Source organism: Mycoplasmopsis alligatoris A21JP2, assembly GCF_000178375.1.
Taxonomy (GTDB): Bacteria; Bacillota_I; Bacilli_A; order Mycoplasmatales; family Metamycoplasmataceae; genus Mycoplasmopsis; species Mycoplasmopsis alligatoris.
Genome location: NZ_ADNC01000018.1, coordinates 1 through 15,308 on the forward strand (window position 1 = coordinate 1; position 15,308 = coordinate 15,308).

The following is a 15,308-nucleotide window of genomic DNA, read 5'->3' on the forward strand; positions in this document are numbered from 1 at the left end:
ATATGTTCGGGGACGTAGCATAGGTTCAGGTTCAAGTTCACCTGAATATCAAAAATCACCTTTAAGATATTATGTAAATGGGCAACCTACAGGTGCTGATTTATCAAGTCGAATTGATCATGATTCATTTTTTGCTAATTTATCTGATAGAACTTTAAAAAGATTATCAACCAATTTTGGTTCTGAATTTGGAGCTGGTTTAGTTATGGCTACTTATTTAGGCGGAAATAATGGATTTAGATTTCCAACTGCTTCTGGAATGGAAGCATACATTGATGAAAAAACAAGATATATGGCTAATGTTAATTTAGATATTGCTTTTGAAAAGAGTTTAGTAGCTGATGATTTACCACAATATTTAGAAGAATTAGGAATTAAAAAACCTTTATCTCCTTTACATATGTATGGTAAAAAATTAATTGGAAATAATCAAAACACATCGCTATGATTAGTTAATGATAAAGAGAATAAATTAGTTAAAACAATTACAAATCGTGATGAAACATTATTAGATTATGCCAATGCTTCTTATATGAAAATAAACGAATCAGTTTTAGATAATAGTGTAGATAAAAGTTTATTTTCAAGTTACTTTTATAAAGAAAAAGATAAATTATATGGCTCAGAAATTATTTTTAATGACATACAAAAATGATTTGATTTTGTGAGTTTAGATTTTTCTAAAGTAACTATAGATAAGAAAAATAAGAAAATAAATTGAAATATTGATTATGTTCAAAGTAAATTCAATATTGATCGTTTTGCTCGAGCTTTAAAACAAGCTTTAACAAAACCTAGCGCACTTAGTCAAAGTAAAAAAGATCATTTAAACAATTTAGTTAAAAATGATAATTTACAAGAATTAGCTAACGAAATAATTTGACGTTTTATGAACTCTAAATTAAATGCATTTAGTAAATCATTTAGCTTAAGTGATATTAAAACAAATTCTAATTTAGCTTGAATTTTTGATAAAGATTTAGGACTAAATAAATATAAGACACCTAACTTTACTATTTTTGAACCAGATGCTTCTAAATATGAAGTTGGAATTAAACATTTATTAAATGTTATTGAAAAATATGCTAAAGACAATAATGCAATTGAAGCTAATTTAACATTATTTGATTATTTAGTATTTAACAATCAAATAACAGTTCAAACTGATCAAATGTTAGCAGCAATGTTAAATAATCGTACTTCATTAATTCCACTTATTACTACTTTTATTAATGGTAATTTCAAAAAAATAGTTCCTTCTGCTGATGCTCTTGGATACTTTGATGCTAAAAATGAAAGAAAATTTAATGAATTCTTTACTGATTATACTTATAGTTTTGCAGAGGTAATAAACCGTGATAACTTGCAAATTACTTACTCACCATCAAATGCAGAATTTGGTAATATGCCTTCATACATTAGTAATATTACTGAAGCTACAACAGGGTTAGAATACGTAGTTGATGCAGAAAAAACTAAAAAATGAAAAGACTTAGTAATAAGTTTTGATGATCATAGAAATCCTTATAACTCATTAAAAGGTACTGTTAATTTATATACAAGCACCTTGAATAATGAACGGAAAAATATTGCTCGTAACTTAGGTTTAAAATTTGAAAATTCAACATTAAGTGATGCTCAAGATTTTACTGACACACAAACATTTAATAGTTCATATTTTGGAAAAGTTCAAACTATAAATAATGGTTGATTTAAAGATAGATGATACCGTGAAATTTTAGGATTTAGTCTTTATGATGATTATGGAAAACCAGTTATTGATGAATCTATTAGAATTAAAAACTTAGAAGGTAAAAAAGTTAATAATAGACCTGAAGCATATTGACAATATTACATTCAATCGCAAGGTGTTGGGTTACGTTCATTAAGTGGTATATGAAGAGATAGAGACAAAGATGCTGTTGCCTTTTATGGCTATATACCAGCACATTTAGCAAATAAAGCAAACTTTTTAGCTTTTAAAGATACTAAAACTGGAAAAGTTGTTACTTTACCTATAAACAAGGAAAATAGCAACAATATGTTCTATTATAAAGAACAAAAAGTAAACAATGAAAAAGAATCAGCTACAAATAAAAACGTAAGACATTACTTAAAAGACGAAAAATATACATGAACTGATTCTCAAGGAAATAAAACAAGTGGTACTGGTTTTGTTTCTTATGCATCAAATTATGCAATAGTTTCTAAATATGCTAATGCATTATTATTACCAGGAAATGAATACGAAATCTACTTTGCACAAGACCAAAACGGAACATTTGCTACAGAAATTTATTTAGGGAAAACTGAATCAGTTTCAGAAAATGGAAAAACATATTCTCAAGCACCAACATCAGTTAGAAATGAAAATGGAAAATTGATCTTAAGAGTTCAGGATCAATTCAACATATTTTAGAAAGGAGAAATAATGAAAAGTAAAAAAATATTTAAACTATTACTTCCAGTTGCTTTTTTAGCACCTGTTGCTGTAATTAGTTCTTGTCAACAAGATAAAAAACAACAAGATTATGATTTTGGTTTAGCTATGGCTCCACTAAATTCATTAAACTATATAAAATACCAATCTGTTAATAAAATTCTCCCTTCTTTAGTTGAAGCGCCTTTAAAATCAGGGCCTAATGAACCCTTAAAAACAATTTATCGTTTACCTGAAATTCAAATGGGAATTTATGGCGGTGATGATACAAGTGATACGGTTGATAATTTTATCGCCACACACCCAACTCAATTAGTAGAAGCATCAAGTCGTTTTTACTCACTTGATCAATTTGGTGCTACAACTGGTTCAATAAGTTCTGATCGTAGTAAAGTTCAACAAATAGCCGCAATTACAACACGTGGAAATAAAATTTTATCAATGACAATGCAGTTAAATGATGGATTAAGTAAATGATCAAACGGTCAAGAAGTTAATGCAGATGATTATGTTGATGCATTTCATTATATGATTGATTTTAACACTGGTTCTCAACACCAAACAAGTTTATTACAAAAGAAAATTAAAGCAGTTTCAAAAATGGTTGAAGCTCAACAAAACTATATTAAAAAGTTTCAAAAAGCTTACCAAAATCCGTTTGGTTACCCAGAATTAATAAACAATTCAGAAGGTAATTTAGAATATAAAGTTACTATGTTAAACGATGAACAAGTCAAAAAAGGAAAATTTGCAACTTTATGAAATAGTCAAAGTGCTAATGATTCAAATGAGGTTGAAGCAATTAAGCAAGCAGCATTAGAACTAGGAATTTATACTGGTAGAATGTATTTTAATTATTCAAATAAAGAAATTTTAGCCGCTATTCCACATTCACCTAATTTTAATTTTAATGATGAAGTTAGCGAATTAATGATGCCAAATCCTAAATATAATTTAGCTAAATTTTCTTTAGAAGAATTAAAAAATACTCCTAAAAGAATTAAAACGTTAGTTAGAAAATATACATATTCTGACCCTAAACAAGTATGAAATATTCAAGCACTTTTAAATCGTGCTTCAGAATTAAAATTAAAACTAGGTCAAGAAATTACTAATCGCAAAAATGATGCTAATTACCAAAATCTTTCCGAAGAAATGAAGCTTTCGCTTTTAAATAAAGATGAAACTAATCCGCATGTAAGTGGACTACAAATTGCCGAAAAAGATTTTGCATCACGTTTAATTTTTCCTAGAAACGACTTTGCATTAAGAGTAGAATATGATTCTTTTGAACCTACTTCTTTAAATAATGCTTATCGTGATTTAACAGATACTATTATTCCAGTAAATCGTAAATTTATTGAAAGCATTGGTGGAATTAATAACTTTGGACTTGATTCAAAAAGATTTTTAACTAATGGTTCATTTGTTATTGACGATTTAGTTTTAGGTCCTCAAGGATATATAACACTTAAAAAAGACTTACGTTATTATTCATCAGATAGAACAATTTCAAATTTAATAAAAATATATTTTAGTCAAGACCAAAATATAAATTCTGCTATGTATGATGATGGATATATTTCAGCTACTAGAATTCCTGCAATTCAGCAATTAAGTTACTGAGCTAATTTATACTATCGTCCAAATATGAATAAATCTTCTGGTTTTGGAACAATAGCTTTTGCTTTTAATTTAGATAATGAAACAAATTCAGAAAGTTACCTAAATGATAATGACTTAAGAAATGCAATTTATTTTGCCATAAATCGAAATGATTTATTAAATATTGTAGGTTGAAACACATCGTTTCCAGTAAATACCTGAACAGCCTTTGGTCAAGGTTCATCAAGTTTTGGAGATCCAGTTGAATTAGGATTTGATCATGATAATATGTTAACTAAAGTTGATAGCGCTAATCCAATTCCTATCCAAAACTACTCTCACATAGACCATTTAGCAAAATCTTATCGTTTTGAAAACGTAGATCGCACAGATTTAACTTTCAATCCAACTATTGCTCGTAGATATTTGCAATTATTTAAAAATTCACATCCGAATGTAAAACAAGTAACGTTAAAATACATTCACAATTCAACTGATGAGCAACAAAATGCCGGAATAGGTTTAAGTGACGCTTTAACAAAAACTTTTGGAGATTTTGTTAAATTAGAAATCAAAGGTTTACCTGAAAACGTTTATGAAGATGCACGTACTAAAGGTCAATTTGACATTATTTACAAAAACTTTGATACGTTTGGAACAGACACATATTCTTATGTTAGAGTTTTTCTAAAGCCTGATCAAATAAGTGCTGCACAACAAAAAAGAACTGGTTTTAGAAATAATCCAGCTGGTTCATGAACATATCAAAAATATTTTGAACAATTAGGCTTATCTATAGACAAAAATGGAATTAAATTAAGCAATATTTCGCTTGAAGAAGAAACTAGAAAACGTCTTAGAATTCAAAAAGAAATTTGAGACAAAATAATAGAACTATCATTTATTAAACCAAGCGAATCAATTAATGATTATACCGAACGTTATTCTTCATTCTTTTCAGCACAATTTACTACAAAAGAAAAAGAGCAAAAGTTTACTGAAAAAGGTATTGTGGCAATAATTTCTGCATTTGAAAAAATAGTTAGAGATGGTGCACCAGTCATTCCGTTAATGGAAGTTGATACATATTGGGAAATTTCAAGAGTTGGAGGAATAAGTTCACTTTATACTTACTCGCTTCAATATGGTTATGATATTGACAATCCGCCAATTAAAACACTACCAAGAAGAATACAATTTTAAGGAGAATTATGAAAAAAGATAGTAAATTAAATAAAAATAATGATACTGTAGAACAAAGTAATAATTTCTTCTATGTTGATAGTATCAATGAAAACGACGAAAATTTAGTTTTAATTGATAAAGCTAAATTTAATGAAAAACCGGTTGATTTTAATAATAATATAAAGTTTAAACGTAAGTGATATGAAAAGCTATTAAATCCTGAATCGGCTTTAGTTAAAGGTCTCTTAGGAGCTTTAAGAATGGCTATTGAATTTATTGTTGTTGCTTGAATAGTTATAACTGTAACCTTTTTCTTAATTAATTCTGTTCCTGGTTCAACTGCAATTAGCGCTGGACTTGATGATGCACAAAAAGCTGCAATTGAAGCAAAATACGGATTAGATTTACCTTTAATTCAAAGATATTTTGTTTATTTAAAAAACTTAATCAATGGTGATTTTGGAATTTCATTATCAGTTTTTCCTGGTTATCAACTTAATGATTTTATTTGAGTTAGATTCTTAAAAAGTTTCTATGTCGGAATTTTTTCAGTTGCTCTAACATTAAGTATAGGTATTCCATTAGGAGTTTATGTAGGATCTAATCCTGATAAATTACCAGATCATATTGCAACTGTATTTGTTTCAATGTTATCATCAATACCTTCTTTAGTTTTTGCCTTATTGCTCTTGCTTATAGGAAGAGAAGTAGGTTTACCATATATTTTTGAAGATAAAAATTTATTAACTTATATTTTACCTGGACTAGCTTTAAGTTTAGGTTCAATAATAGTTTATATTAAGTATATTCGTACAGAGTTAAATCGAGAATTAAATTCTCAACATGCTAAGTTTTGTTATTTAAAAGGATTAAGCAAGAGAAGATTTGTTTGAAAACATGCTCTTAAGCCATCACTTTTTCCAATTGCAACATTTTTCCCTGTAGTTATTTTTGGAAGTTTTATTGGTTCACTTTTTGTTGAACAAATCTTCTTTATTACAGGTTCTGGAGGATTGCTTCTGCAAGCAATTACTTCAAAAGATTACAACATAATTTTATTTATGGTTACATTATTTTCACTTATAACAATTTTATCTTATACATTAAGAGATATTTTATATGAAGTAATTGACCCTAGAGTTAGAAGAAAGAAATAGGAGGTAAACATGTCAATAAAAAATTATTTGCGTAAACGTAAAGAACGTCAAGAATATAAAAATCCTAATTTTGATTATGATTTATCGCCTAATAAATTCTTGCAACCTCTTAACTATAAAAAATGAGAAATAATAGGACATATTTTAGAATTCAGAGAAACTTCTTATATGAAAGATCAACAAAAACCTTGAAAAGAATTTTTCTATCGTTATAGTAGAAACAAAGGTGGAATATTTGGTTTTGTTTGTTTAGCACTACTTTTAATTTGTGCACTTATTATTCCATTTTTTACCTTAGATCCTTATGAATTAAACCCTCAAAGTCCTTTTAAAACATTTTTTACAGAAAATAATATTTTTGGAACTGATCAATTAGGCCGTGATTTATGAGCTAGATTATGACATGGTTTAAGATATTCTATTACCTTAGCGGTAGTAGCTACAATTATTCAAGTTATTATAGGTTTGGCTATAGGAATTATGATGGGACATTTTGCTAAATTTGATAAAGTAATGACTTTTATTATTAAAATTATTTCTAATGTTCCTTCTATTATTATTTTAATTGTTATTACAATAGTTTTAAATCCTACATTTTGAGTTATTGTTTTTGCTTTAACTTTTACAAGTTGAACTGGAATCGCAAACCAAATGCGTTCACAAGTTCTTAGAGCAAAAAACTTTGAATGAGTTTCAGCCTCAAAAATTTTAGGTACACCAACATATAAAGTTTTACTTAATTATTTACCGGTTGTTGTTCCTTTATTAGTAACTGAAATTGTCTTTCATATTCCTGGAGTTATTCTTTCAGAAACTTCATTAGCTTTTATTGGTTTATCAATTCCCAATACTCCTACACTTGGAAATTTAATTACAGATGGTTCAAAAATCTTTACATCATTTCCTCGTTATGTCTTAGTTCCATCATTTATGTTAATTATTGTTACAACATCAATTCAGTTAATGTCTTCGGCTATTCAAGATAGTTTATTAAGACAAAGATAGAAATTTTATGACTAAAAGTACTATAAATAAGTCTAATAAGACTAAAAATAAAAATGTTAAAAGAACATCTTTATTACTTCCAACACTAAGACAAAACAACAATAATAATTTAAATAATCGGACAAAAAGACAAAATTCAAAACAAGACATAATTACACAAAATAAAAACAATTTTTCTTTAAGAAATAAACGTAATAACTACCAAAAAGATCTATATACAAGTCAAATTCATCGACCTTTAAGAAAATTAAATTTATTTGAAGAGCAAATAATTCCAGAAAAAAAACCTCGTAAGAAAAGAACAATAAAACCTAAAGAACAAAAAGTTTTAAAAACTATAGCACCTAAATTTATTGATTTAAAAGAAGAATTTAAAACACCTTTAAATCCTATAATAGAGCCTAATAAAGAAAATTTAAACCTTAAAAAACAACATAAAAGTGACTTAGACTTAAAACCAAAACAAGAAGAAAATAACGTAATAAGATACCAATATATTCCTGTAATTGAAAAACAAGAAGTTTTAAGCAGAGATTTAGTCAAAAACCCTCTTGAAAATTCATTACCTACAATAAATTCTAATTTTTCTAATACAAGTTTATTGGTTAAATTAGAGGATTCAGGATATACTAGAAAATTTCCAGAACCAATTAAATATTACAATAAGCCTATACCAAAGGACTTAATGGTAATGAATGGATTAAAACATAAATCGTTTTTTGACACTTTTAAAGAATCAAGTTCCAAATTTTCTAAAAAAGTTAAAAATTTATTTAGCAAAGAAAAAGAACAAGTTACTTTTAATTTTGATGATTACATTCAAAAAGCCCCAAGCGAATTTGTTTTTAACAAACAAAGAAAAGTTGTTGCACAAATTGATGATATTTATTTAACATTTGCTAATCCAGCTAATCCAGCAGAAAAAAATCTTGTTTTAAGAGGTCCTTCTCTTAAAGCTTATGAAGGTTGCATTCATGCTATTATCGGTGAAAGTGGTTCAGGTAAATCTGTTATTACTTCTTTATTATACGGGCTAACTGGAAGCAATTCAATAATTGAAAGTGGAAGCGTTAAATTATATGGTTTAGAAGTCCAAAACTTTAGCGCGAAACAATGAGAAAAATCTAGATTAAGAGGAAGAATAGTTTCTGCGGTATTTCAAAATCCTATGTCAATACTTGATCCAACTATGAAAGTTGGAGAACAAATTATTGAAGGAATGTTGATTAACAAAATTGTTAAAAATAAAAAAGAAGCAAGACTTGAAGCGATTAAATACTTAGAAATGACTAAGATACTCAATCCTGAAAAAGTCATGAATTTATACCCTCACGAATTAAGTGGTGGAATGATTCAAAGAATTGCTCTAGCGGCAATTGTTTCACTTAAACCAAAATTATTAATTATGGATGAACCTACTACTGCTCTTGATCCAACAGTTCAAGCATTAGTTTTAGATATTATTCGCGAATTGCAAGATACATTTAAAATTGCAACAATTTTTATAACACATGATTTAGGAGTCGTAGCTTCAATTGCTGATTATATAAATATTATGTATGCAGGTCAAATTGTAGAAAGTGGTTCAAAAGAAGAAATCTTAATGAATCCTCAACATCCTTACACATGAGGATTAATTGTTTCTATGCCAGATTTTAATTCAAATCAAAGACTAGAAGTAATCAGAGGAGCTGTGCCTTCAAATTTAAATAATATTAAAGGGGATGCTTTTGCCATAAGAAATGATTATGCCCTAAGTCGTGATTTTCAAGAAGAACCTGATTTTTACCAAATAAGTCAAACGCATTTTGTTAAAAGCGCATTGCTAGATAAAAAAGCACCTACTTATCAACCACCATTAATTATTAAAAACTTATGGGATAAATATGAAAAGGAATTAAAAACTCTTTATCATGATGATATTTATGTCACTGAGAGTGAATATAAATATTATTTTAGAAAAGCTCAAGAACATAATGCCAAAATTAAAAATATAGGAGAAAAACATGAATAAAAAATATTATTGCGAAAAATCTCCTTTAGGTAAAAAGGTTTGTCGTTTAATTAAACCCGGAACAGATGCAATGTTAAATGCATATCCACAAAAAAATGTGTTAGTTTCGCTAAGACATTTAGATATTAATTATGGTGCAGGATTAAAACAATTTAGCGCTATTAAAGATTTAAACTTAAACATTTATGAAGGTGAAGTTTTAGGTTTAGTTGGTGAAAGTGGTTCTGGTAAATCTACTACTGGTCGAGCAATAATTGGTTTAACACCACATTCATTTGGTTATATAAAAATAAAAGACCGCGTAATACCAAAAAACATTAACAAAGGTTTTAGTTTTTCAAGAAAAAAATCTGATATTTTAAAATACATGATTAGTCATGTGCAAATGATTTTTCAAGATCCAACTAATTCACTTAATCCATATAAAAATGTTGAATGAGTTGTTTCTGAAGGATTACTAAATTCAAAAAATGCTGCTTATTTATTTCAAATTAATTTTGATCAATTAGTTTTAAGTCAAGCTAATCAAATAAGTTTAGAAATTGATCCATCTAATCCATTAGTAGAAAATGAGTTAAAAGCCTATAGACAAGCTGAAAAAAGTCTTGAGGATTCATACAAACTTGTTTTTGAAACACTTTATAATAAAGCTAAAAAAATGCATCAAGAAAATAATGTAAAATATTCTAAATTGCTTAAGTTTTTTGATCAATCATATGATGAAAAACTAAAGGTTAAAGATGCCTCTGAAAAAGAATGTAAAAAAATGTTAATTATTAACATGCTTAAACAAGTTGGACTAGATGAAACAGTTTTAGGACGTTTTCCTTTAGAGTTTTCTGGTGGACAACAACAAAGACTTGGTATTTGTCGCTCAATTATTTTAAAACCAAAATTACTAATTGCAGACGAACCCATTTCTGCACTTGACGTTTCAATTCAAGCGCAAGTTATTAATATATTTAAAGAACTTAAGGAAAAATTTCATTTAACTATACTATTTATAGCCCATGATTTAAGAATGGTTGAATATATTTCAGATCGTATAGCTGTAATAAATAAAGGTGTTTTATTAGAAATAGGTACAAGTAAAGAAATTGTTAAAAATGCATTTCATCCTTATACTAAGTCACTTTTAGATGCAGTACCATCTATAGAATCCAAAAAAGGTTCATTATTAGGTTATCAATATGATTCTAAAATTCATACTTATGATCAAGAATATCAACCAAAATGAATTAAATTAAATAAAGATCATTTTGTTTTAGCAACCGATGAAGAATATCAAACATTTGCTAATATTCATCGAAAAAGATAATAAAAAATTGGAGCAATCCAATTTTTTTAAACTCAATTGCTAATTAGCAACATTTTTTCATTGAGCAACCTGCTGTTTTAGAACAAGCTTTTTCTTTTGAACAAGCTGTAGGACAACATTCTTTGTTCATTGAACATTCTTTTTTAGCACCGCATGAGCTAGCGCATTCTTTTTTCATTGAGCATCCTGATGCTGAAGCACAAGCTTTTTCTTTTGAACAACCTGTTGGACAACATTCTTTTCTCATTGAACATTCTTTTTTACATGCCATTTTTTAATCTCCTTATTTAATATATTTATAATCATATTGTAAGCATAAAGTAAAATTAAATTTAAAAATAATCATTAAATAAATTTATTTTAAATTTACGCTAAATTAAAATATTCTTTTTTCACAAAATCTATATTAATTTAGAAGTATGAAATAACGATAATATGACGTTATTATTTATTATAAAAGAGTAATATATATGAAAATTTTATTAAATATATATTTTTTGTTTTTAATATGTTAATAAATTTCTTTTGAATATTTATATCTAAATAAGATAATTAAAAAAACCTGTAGGATTAAACCTAACAAGTTTTTATTTATTAATTTATTTTTAATCAATAATTACATCAATTCATTTTTTTGAATTATCTTTTGAATTATTGGTTATTGAAATTACTTGACCAGCTTTATTTTTTATTAATTCTTTAATATATTCATTATTTGATTTAACAGTTACATAACAAACTTCCAATAAAAGTGAATCAGGTAGTTTAGATGAATATTTTTTATAAGCATGTTTAATGTCATTTGTTTTATCTGGATCCATATCTTGATCATCAGCTGCTTTTACTTCAACATAAATACTTTTAACTTTTCCATCTTTTTGTTTTGCTTTAAGTAAAAAGTCTGGATAAGATTTTGTTAATTTGCCTTTTTTGGTGTTAAAGTATTCAAAATATATTTCAGAACCAATAGTTGGCAATTTAGTTCACTCAACCAATATTGAATCTTTTGAATAATCTTTAACTATTTGTTCCATAAAGGCTTTTTCTCGTTTTGAGTCCAAATAAATAGTATTTTTATTTTTTTGTTTACCATACACTTCTTGATATAAATATTCTTTATATTTTTCAACATTAATTTGATCTTCTATTTTATTAATATCAATAGTGTAAGTATCAACAAGTTTTTTATCAACGTTTATTTCATACACTTCATCTTAATCTACTCATCTATTTGATGTTTGTAAAAATTCTTGTAGTTTATGAATTGAATTAACAAATACATATTTTATTTTTTCGATATTTTTTTGATTTTTATGTGCAAATTCTTCTAATGTTTTATTAAATAAAAATAACATTAAATTTTCTTGATGTTCATTGTAACGATTGAGATTGTAAATTTTTAATTCAAAGTAATTATTTATATAATTTATTTTTTGTGAATTACCTATTTTCTCTTTGTCATAGTAATATCCGTTAGTTTCATATTCATAAATTTTTTCTTTGAATTCAATTGAATTTATATAGTTAATGACTTTATTTGAATATTCTACTTGACTTTTAATGATTTTACTTGAATTACGATTTATTCTACCTACTATATATTTTTTCTCTTTATATTCTTCTTTTAATTGATAGATACCAACACCATTAGCATCTTCTTTAAAGTTAGAAAAAATAAAATATTTATCAGTTACACTATTGTATTTAAGATTTTTTAAAGGATTACGTTTAATTCTACCAACTGTTTGAGTATTTAATGTATTTGAACTAACGTTTCTTAATTGTAATAATGTATTAGCACGTGGAATATCTCAACCAGTAGCAGGTCCTATTTTAAAAATAATTACATCAATATCAGAATCGTTTTTAGAAGCATATTCTAAAGTATTAGGACGATTAGCGCCAACTACAGTGTTTTTAGCACCAAAATACTTAAGATAAACTAAACCAGCGCTTTGCAATCTTTTTTCTAATAACTCTAATGATTTTTCAAAAAATATTTTTTTCTCTTTATCTATTTCACTATCATTTATAACTTGTATTAACATTGCAGGATTGATGTTTTCATCAATTTTTAGAGCATATTCTTTTTTAGACTCTTTAAATTGTTTAATAGCTTCATCAATAAATTTTTCTTCAGATAATTCACTTGTATCAAATTCTAAACGTACAGGTTGAAATTTTAATAAATTTTTATCTCCATCATTTTTTATATCTTCTGCACTAAGAGTTACAATCTTTTTATTTTTTTTAGGTGTGGCTGTCATTTCCATTAAAAAATCTGATTGTTGTCTCATGTGCCCATCAAGTGCTTCAACTGTTTGTTTGCTTTCATGCTTACCTTGAATATGCGCTTCATCTCTTATGTACACTAGTTGAGTTCTATTATTTTGAATTTCTCTAATAAAATTTCCTAATATATTTCTTTCAACAAAAATAGAACCTTTTCTAAATGACGCTGTACCTAATACATAAACAACATTATTCACGTTTCCATCAAGTTTATTAGCAACATAATCTTTTACTGTATTTTTTGATGTAGAAGGAGATTCAACATGCATAATTGAATAATTTTTATAATCATGATATTTTTGATAACTTATTAATTTATTAGCAAATTGTTTAGGCAAATCTGCATTAGAAATTGATCCTACAACAATTATTGTTTTAATCATTTTTAAATTGTTATAAGCAAAAATTCTTGAAATTAATTCTGATGATATAAAGGTTTTACCAGAACCTGTTACAGCACTTAAACATACTTCTTCTTTGTTTTTAAACGCTTCAAATAATTCATTAACTACTCTTAATTGACTAGATGTTAATTGCATTATTTATCCTCATTATTATTGTTTTTTACTAAAGGATTAAGAGCAGCTAAATCATAATATAAATCTATACTTTCTTTGTTATTAAAATAAGATGAGCTTAATAATTTTAATCCATCTAAAGCTTCTTTTTCGACTATATTGTAGTTAAATGTGTCTTTTTCATCTAAAGAAATAGAATTTTGATCATCTATTCCGATAACCCTTAATTTAGTATCTAAAAATGGTTCATTTTTTTCTGTTCATGCTATTTTTTGATCATTAGATCCTTTTCCATTAATAACTCTATATAGTCTTTCATAAGTAACGTAGGTTGCTATATTATTTTCATTATTTGTTACTAAAATAAATTTTCTATTTCCATTATCTTCTTTATTTAATTCTAAAACAGCATGACCGGTAGTACCTGAACCACCAAAGAAGTCTAGTATTAAAGAGTTTTTTTTATTAATTAAATTCAACAAGTATTTTAGTAGTGCAACTGGCTTTGGATGATCAAATACTTTTAAATTTTCAAATATTAATTTTTGCTAACTTGTCCCTGTAGATTCAGAAATTTCTTTATTTAAAACTAGATTGCTAAAAGGACTAAATCTTTCTATTAATTGATTGTTATTATCTACATACTGATATTGTTTAGAATAAATTTTATTATTTTTTATAACTATATATTTGTTTTCAATACCTCACAAAAATTTTTCTTTTGATCATCTTCACTGTCAGTCTTTTTCTGCATGTTTTATTTTTCTTTCTTCTCATTGTTTTTTAGATGAAGAACCTGCATAATAATTAATTCCTTCGTAATTTATTTCAAAATCCAATCCTTGAGACCATGTAAGAGAAGACATATCTAGTTGTTTTAACTTATAGAAACCTCTAGATTCAAAAAATTCATCTTTTAATTTATATGTTCCATCATTAACATCTCTTGATAGTTTATTAAATGTTACATGATTAATATTTTTTGTATAAATTAAAATATATTCCACTAAATTTTTTAAATGTTTACTATCATCCCCTGAACCATCATTTTTCTTTTGTCAAATAATATTACTTACAAAATTTTCTTCACCAAAAATATCATCCATTAAAACTTTTAAATATGCTTGTTCAGTGTCATCAATCGAAACAAAAATAACACCATCTTCTGATAGCAATTCTTTTGCTAATTCTAATCTATCTTTCATCATGGTTAATCAACCATCACGAGAAAATTTATCTTTATATATAAATTTATTGGCTTTACCTTCTTTATGAGAAGTATTTCCATCAGAAGCTGCGGCTTCTGTGTTGTATGGAGGGTCTATATAGATAATATTAATTTTTTGTTTATGAGTAATTAATAAAGCTTTTAGAGCATTAAAATTATCTCCAATTATTAATTTGTTTTCGTCTTCAGTTACTCGATTTGTTACATTTATACTTTTAGGTAAAGAAAGTCTCTCTCTCTCTCTCTCTCTCTCTTACATTATCATTATTTTCATATAATGTAATAATTCTTCCTTTAGCAATTTCAGGACTATAGTCAAAATTAAATCCTGTTTTTTTCTTATTTTTTAAAAATTGATAAATTAAAGGAGCTTCCTTTTCATCGAATTTATCGATTATTTTTAACATTATTTCTTTTTGGTCTTGATTTAAATAGTAATCATCAAATGATTTTATTTGTTCAATTATTAAATTTTTTTCTTTAATTCCATTTTTATATCTCCATACATTTTAATAGTTTTAATTATATATAAATCTTGCTTATTTA

11 protein-coding genes and 1 pseudogene are annotated in these 15,308 nt (G+C 26.3%); 6 read left to right on the top strand and 6 right to left on the bottom strand.

The features are described from left to right. From MALL_RS04510 to MALL_RS02025, 6 genes and pseudogenes are all read left to right on the top strand, one after another. Positions 1-2,419: pseudogene (locus MALL_RS04510) on the top strand (hypothetical protein); the annotation flags it as partial. 12 nt (positions 2,420-2,431) lie between these two features. Then, positions 2,432-5,248 (top strand): ABC transporter substrate-binding protein, encoded by a 2,817-nt coding sequence (locus MALL_RS02005; RefSeq protein ID WP_005683539.1) that lies wholly within the window; start codon positions 2,432-2,434, stop codon positions 5,246-5,248. A gap of 110 nt (positions 5,249-5,358) precedes the next feature. Beyond that, positions 5,359-6,387 (top strand): ABC transporter permease, encoded by a 1,029-nt coding sequence (locus MALL_RS02010; RefSeq protein ID WP_408634341.1) that lies wholly within the window; start codon positions 5,359-5,361, stop codon positions 6,385-6,387. A gap of 9 nt (positions 6,388-6,396) precedes the next feature. Then, complete coding sequence (locus tag MALL_RS02015; protein ID WP_005683547.1) at positions 6,397-7,392, top strand: ABC transporter permease; 996 nt, start codon at positions 6,397-6,399, stop codon at positions 7,390-7,392. A 7-nt stretch (positions 7,393-7,399) separates the two neighbouring features. After that, positions 7,400-9,406, top strand: coding sequence for an ABC transporter ATP-binding protein (locus MALL_RS02020; protein ID WP_005683549.1), 2,007 nt, complete (start codon positions 7,400-7,402; stop codon positions 9,404-9,406). Further along, a complete protein-coding gene (locus MALL_RS02025; RefSeq protein ID WP_005683546.1) occupies positions 9,399-10,724 on the top strand; it encodes an ABC transporter ATP-binding protein in 1,326 nt (441 codons plus the stop codon). The genes MALL_RS02020 and MALL_RS02025 overlap by 8 nt, the downstream gene beginning before the upstream one ends. Positions 10,725-10,767: 43 nt before the next feature. On the opposite strand, the gene MALL_RS02030 is transcribed toward MALL_RS02025, so the two are convergent. The 6 genes from MALL_RS02030 to MALL_RS02050 all read right to left on the bottom strand — a co-directional run bounded on the left by MALL_RS02030 (position 10,768) and on the right by MALL_RS02050 (position 15,169). After that, positions 10,768-10,995: a hypothetical protein gene (locus MALL_RS02030; RefSeq protein WP_156785622.1), complete on the bottom strand. Its 228-nt coding sequence runs from the start codon at positions 10,993-10,995 to the stop codon at positions 10,768-10,770. A gap of 334 nt (positions 10,996-11,329) precedes the next feature. Beyond that, complete coding sequence (locus tag MALL_RS02035; protein ID WP_005683543.1) at positions 11,330-11,932, bottom strand: hypothetical protein; 603 nt, start codon at positions 11,930-11,932, stop codon at positions 11,330-11,332. Positions 11,933-11,938: 6 nt separating this feature from the next. Next, positions 11,939-13,555, bottom strand: coding sequence for a DEAD/DEAH box helicase family protein (locus MALL_RS02040; protein WP_005683545.1), 1,617 nt, complete (start codon positions 13,553-13,555; stop codon positions 11,939-11,941). Then, the gene (locus MALL_RS04270; RefSeq protein WP_005683544.1) at positions 13,555-14,013 is read right to left on the bottom strand and encodes a DNA methyltransferase; all 459 of its coding nucleotides are present in this window, start codon (positions 14,011-14,013) and stop codon (positions 13,555-13,557) included. Before MALL_RS04270 ends, MALL_RS02040 begins: the two co-directional genes overlap by 1 nt. A gap of 69 nt (positions 14,014-14,082) precedes the next feature. Further along, on the bottom strand, positions 14,083-14,985 hold the full coding sequence (locus tag MALL_RS04275) for a site-specific DNA-methyltransferase (protein WP_211204447.1): 903 nt from the start codon (positions 14,983-14,985) through the stop codon (positions 14,083-14,085). Continuing rightward, on the bottom strand, positions 14,978-15,169 hold the full coding sequence (locus MALL_RS02050) for a hypothetical protein (protein ID WP_005683542.1): 192 nt from the start codon (positions 15,167-15,169) through the stop codon (positions 14,978-14,980). The genes MALL_RS04275 and MALL_RS02050 overlap by 8 nt, the downstream gene beginning before the upstream one ends. Positions 15,170-15,308: the final 139 nt, after the last annotated feature.